Below are 5,227 nucleotides of genomic sequence, written 5' to 3' on the forward strand. Positions count from 1 at the left end.
TCCAATAACTATTTATGGTGATTTTAACAGCACTAAATCAATAAATAAACCAATAAATTCAACTAGTTATGAATTTTACAGGCACAACTAAGTATGAAGGTTGATATATAATGTACCCGGCAGCTTGTCAGATTACCGTGTAATGCCACGTCTCTTCTCCCGACCATCCTGCAAGGATTTCCGGCAAAGGGTACCGGAGGGGGGCGATCCAAACACCCGGTTAGTCCCTCATTGACAGGTACTGGGATTTTTGGAATGTTTCTTGCGTACAATTACGATAGCCTGTACTGGGTTTTATACATGTAAATGACAAAAACAACCGTCTGGAGCTGTGTTTGATGAAAAGGGGCAAGAGCTTCGTCGTCAATGTTCCGCCGGAACTGGACACGACCGCCGTCGAAGCCCTCGTGCACAAACTGAACGTCCTGATCAGGGCCTCGATGATCTACAGCCTGAGGCTGGATTTCAACTCGGCTCTGAAGGTTATCGTCGAACTGGCCCGGGAACTGGTTGCCTTCGAGAAAGCCGTCTTTTATCTCCTGGATGAGGACGATAAAAGCTTCTATCCAGGCCTCATCCACGGTTTTGCAGACAAACTTCCCCCGGCCATGCACAAGGGCAACATCTTCCTCGAGTGGACTGTTGAAAACAGCCTCCCGGTGAGGGTCGAAGAACCCGATTCCCCCGAGATGGAAAGGCTCCTCAAAGAGATAGGCTGCCGATCACTCATCTCCATCCCCATTATGGTGGGGAGCGACCTCCAGGGTATCGTCCAGCTTTTTTCCTCCAAACCGTACAACTTCCCCGACGAGACGGTCCGTCTCCTGTGGATTCTGGTACTCCAATTGGAGGGAATTTTCCACAAATTGACCAAGCCTGTCCACCATACGGTGGAGGAGCGCGATCCCTTCACGGTCCTGCCCATGCGTGCCCGGTTCGAAATGGAGCTGGAAAAGGAGTTCGCCAGGTGCCGGCGCAATAACCGCGCCTTCAGTATTTTCTTCATCGAGATCGATAACGGCGGTGTCCGGGACCAGCTGTTGTCCCTTGGTATGGGACTTATCCTGAGGGAGGTAGCGGAGCACATCCTCCCGATGGTCCGCAAAATAGACACCTTCAGCCGTTTCTCCGACACCACCCTGGCCCTTCTCCTCCCGGAGACCGATCTTCATGAAGCCACGTTGCTGGCCAACCGCCTCCGTCACCGGCTTTCCTCCGTACCCATATCAACGAGGGGAGCGGAACCTGAACTGAAATTCACTGTCAGCGTGGGCGTTTCGGCCTTCCCTCAGTGCATGACTATCTCCGAACTGATAAGCGAAGCCCAGAACAATCTCAAAAATGCCCAGACCCATGGCGGGAACCGCGTGGTGAGCCCTTTCTCCGCGTCCCACCACCCTGACCTCAAACCGGTCTCCCTCGACCTCCAGGAACTCCTGGACTCTCTGGGAAGCTTCTTCGACATGGAAAACCTCCTGTCCAACCTTGTTGAGTTCTTCTCCCGCATGAGCGGCGCTGACAGGGTCTCCATCATGATCGCCGACGAGAGTGGCGAGAAGCTGGTTTTCAAGCACGGTGTCGGGTTCCAGGGTTTCGAGGCAGAGGTCCAGAAGAGCGTCCTGGCCATCGAGGACAGCATCTGTGGCCAGGCGTTAAGCAAACGCCAACCCCTGATGGTGGACAACGTCGATCTTTTCATGCCCAAAAGGGCAAGGAAGGGCCTCCGCTACAGCTCCCCGTCCTTCCTGTCGATCCCCCTCATTTTCGACAACGATGCTTTCGGGGTGGTCAACTTTTCCAACCGGCGCGACAGGGGCACCTTCACCCAGATGGACCTGCAAAACCTTCTGCCCCACGTAACGGCCATGTCCAAACTGCTGGCCGAGGGCAAGCGGTTCGTCGGGATTCAGAAAGAGTTCCTCCACGAAACGGCCGACATCCTGCTCAACATCGCCGAGAGCAAAAGCCCCTACCTCAGGGGGCATGCCGAACGGGTCTCCGAGGCCAGCTATCGGGTCTCCAGGAAACTAAAAATGAACGAAGCCGATGCCATGCGCATCGCCAAGGCCGCCCGATTCCACGACCTTGGACGCATCGCCATCGACGAGTCTATACTGGGCAGGAAAGGATCGCTGAATTCGGGCGAATCGAGCCTGGTCCGCCAGCACCCGCTGTGGAGCGCCCGGATCCTGGAAAATTTCCCCAAGCTGGACCTGGATATCCAGGCGGTGAAAACCCACCACGAGCGCTACGACGGTCATGGTTACCCGGACGGCCTCATGGGCGAGGAGATCCCCATCGGCGGCCGGATTTTGGCTGTGGCCGACGCCTTCGACGCCATGACCCACGAGCGGCCCTTCCGGTCGGCCATGTCCGTGGAAAGCGCCCTCGACACGCTGATGGAAAAGAGCGGCACCCAGTTTGACAAGCGCATCGTCAAGGCTTTCAAAGAGACCATCCAGTAACCGCCAATTTGATAAAAACGACAATCTTTTCCTGTCAGAGCGTCGCCATTCCTTACACTATCGAAAGGCAGCGAAATCTTTCCCTAACCAGTTGTTTTAACAACACTTTTTAGCCTTAAGGCGCCCTGCCAGGATATAATCAGCAAAATGCGTCGGAAAACCTTACGAAAAGAGAGCGCACCTTCCTGGCGGAACAGGTCGGGAAGGCGGAGAAAAGAGAGTAATACGAAATGAACAGCCTGTCTCTGCTGAATAAGATCCGCACTTAAACAAAGGCAGGGGTGTGGGATTAAGAAAAATCCTGAGTAAGGCAATGAAAGACCATTTACACCCCATTCTTGGCATAGTCCTTGCGTACTTACAGCTTAATACGAGTCAAGAGTCCTGTTATCTTGGTAAAAGAATAATGCTCGGAAACCAACTGATGAAAGGGAAAACGATATGAAAAAGTTACTCTTCACTCTGTGCCTCCTCGGTGTCTTTGTCTTCGCTGCAGGGGCAACGGCACTGCCTGTGTTGCAGGTGGATATCTCTGGTGGTGAGTATGTCGGCGGTACAGAGCAAAGCACCATCACAGGTGATACGTTGTTCACCCTTTACGCTCTGCTGACACAGGATTCACCAGACTTTAACAAGAGATATGAGATGAGCGTGGCTGTTTACGCTAAAATCGGCTTTGAGGACGGCCTTGATCCGGATGCGGCCTTTGGTACTGTGGACGTCGATGGTGCCCCATTGTCTTTTAGTAATTACGGAAGTCCCAATTTTAGCACCACGCCAATGGAACTTCAGGAGCACGGTATTTTCGAAACATACTACGGCATCTTCGATGTCAAGTTTGCCGCAGCTGATACAGTTGGCAGTTATAATGTACAAGATGACAGTGGAGCACCAGGGTACAGCTACTACGTTGGCTTCAACATTGACACCACCAACCTGGTTGATGGCACCATGATCCACTTTGACCTGTACGATCCCGCCGATGGCGAACCTTTCGCACCGTTCTCCCACGACGCGGGTACCAGAGTTCCTGAGCCGGGCACCCTGGTCCTTCTCGGGATCGGAATGCTGGGCGTGGCCGCCTTCCGCAGAAAACTCAGCTAAGCGTTTAACTGGGCATATTTGAAAGCAGGGCCATTTTAGGCCCTGCTTTTTTGTGCTGTCATCGCGAGTTGTCACCTGGACAAAGCGATCCCCGCTGTTTTGTCATCGCGCCGGTCCACCTCAGCTCGAAGGGCGACGGCGGAAACCGCTAACCGGGTGGCGCGATCCTACACCAATAGTGTTTACTCGATCTTTTCCAAAGGCTATTCTTTATCCGCCATGCCTCTCCTCCCCCGAAACCTTCTTCGCCTCCTAATAATCTGCATGATCCTGGGCATGCTCTTTATCGGCCTCTACCCCTTCAACTATTTTTCACCGAACCAGGTGTCCGTGAATGAAGATGGGAGCGGCCTTCACTTCCACGGCCGAGGGATCGCCTACAGCACCGGGGATTCCGCATGGCCTGAGGACGGTAATTCTGATAGCCCCCTGACCCTTGAGCTCATGCTCAATCCGGAAAGGAGTTACAATCGAGGCATCCCACACATCCTCTCCCTTTGTGATGTCTCGGGCCGGGAAGTGATGTACCTCGGTCAATGGAAGAGTTCTCTCATCGTCCGGCTCATGGAAAATGGCCTTGGGGTTGAAAAAATCAAAAGGGAGATCGACCACGGAGATGTGCTCAATCCGGGCGAACCCGTGGCTATTACTCTCGTCCTGAACGTGGGAAGCGCCGATATATATGTGAACGGTCAATTGGTAAAAGAGGCAAGTGGGTTCGACTTTGCAGAAGCAGTTTCAAAACGCCCTGTCAGGTCACTTGTACTAGGTAATGCTTCCAATGGAGACAGCCCCTGGCGGGGAACCATATGGAGTTTCTCAGCATTTGACGGTGCACTGAGTCCGACTGAGATCCTGAAACGTTTCGAACAATGGGGAAGTGGGAGCAGACCTGGATCCGGGGAAGAGTTCATAAAATACCGTTTGGAAAAACCTGCAGGTGGGGTTGTTGGCAACCAGGCTGGAAACGGATGGAACCTTATCATCCCTGACACCCTGGTTCCCCTGCACTGGGAATTCCTTGCCATGCCCTCCAGGCAGTTCCTCCAGAAAAGACACTTTTACAAAGACGCTATCGTCAATGTGGTTGGCTTTATCCCATTGGGTCTGGCCCTATCTATTTTTTTCACACAGGTCCCCAGTGAAAAAAATAGCTGGAAAAACCTTTTATATCCAATTCTTGCAGGAGGACTGCTCAGCCTGTTCATCGAAACCAACCAGGTCTTCCTGGTTTCCCGTAGCTCGTACTTGACCGACCTGGTATTGAACATTCTGGGAACGGGGATAGGGATGGGAATATGGTGGGGAAAGGACCTGTTACTTCGGAACGAGACAAGGCTGCCTCTCACACAGATCACAGAGGACTCAGAGAAAAGCTCGGAATGCAGGTAAAACCCTGCTCTTTGAAATGAGAATCAAAAGCAAACGCAAGCTTGATGCCCAGGGTACGCATCACCTCGAAGCTGGCACAGTCCACGAGGCTGAGCTTTCGTCTGGAAGCTGCCAGAAACGCGCTCACCGCGGCCCTGTGCGTTTCCGGGTCGATCCAATGGATATTTACGAGCCCGAGCATGTCCTCCTTAATCCCACGCACAGCCACAAACCCAAGGCGATGCTGAATGAGCGCTGAGCATTCAAGCAGAACGTAATTAGTGGTG

4 protein-coding genes are annotated in these 5,227 nt (G+C 53.0%); 3 read left to right on the forward strand and 1 reads right to left on the reverse strand.

The window, feature by feature from the left end:
• Positions 1-338: 338 nt before the first annotated feature.
• The 3 genes from P1S46_11360 (at position 339) to P1S46_11370 (ending at position 4,961) form a co-directional block, all read left to right on the forward strand.
• Complete coding sequence (locus P1S46_11360; GenBank protein MDF1537073.1) at positions 339-2,465, forward strand: GAF domain-containing protein; 2,127 nt, start codon at positions 339-341, stop codon at positions 2,463-2,465.
• Between the two features lie 441 nt (positions 2,466-2,906).
• Positions 2,907-3,569 carry a choice-of-anchor N protein gene (locus P1S46_11365; GenBank protein MDF1537074.1) on the forward strand — a complete coding sequence of 221 codons (663 nt, stop codon included), beginning with the start codon at positions 2,907-2,909 and terminating at the stop codon, positions 3,567-3,569.
• 276 nt (positions 3,570-3,845) lie between these two features.
• Entirely contained in the window at positions 3,846-4,961 is a 1,116-nt protein-coding gene (locus P1S46_11370; protein MDF1537075.1) for a VanZ family protein, read from the forward strand.
• Here the strand turns inward: P1S46_11370 and P1S46_11375 are convergent.
• The coding region (locus P1S46_11375; GenBank protein MDF1537076.1) for a VapC toxin family PIN domain ribonuclease at positions 4,924-5,227 on the reverse strand (304 nt) is incomplete at its 5' end. The genes P1S46_11370 and P1S46_11375 overlap by 38 nt on opposite strands.

Source organism: bacterium, assembly GCA_029210545.1.
Lineage (GTDB): Bacteria > BMS3Abin14 > BMS3Abin14 > BMS3Abin14 > BMS3Abin14 > JARGFV01.

Coding starts and splice junctions, on each gene's coding strand:
- P1S46_11360 (MDF1537073.1), top strand. CDS start 339: ATGAAAAGGGGCAAGAGCTTCGTCGTCAATGTTCCGCCGGAACTGGAC.
- P1S46_11365 (MDF1537074.1), top strand. CDS start 2,907: ATGAAAAAGTTACTCTTCACTCTGTGCCTCCTCGGTGTCTTTGTCTTC.
- P1S46_11370 (MDF1537075.1), top strand. CDS start 3,846: ATGCTCTTTATCGGCCTCTACCCCTTCAACTATTTTTCACCGAACCAG.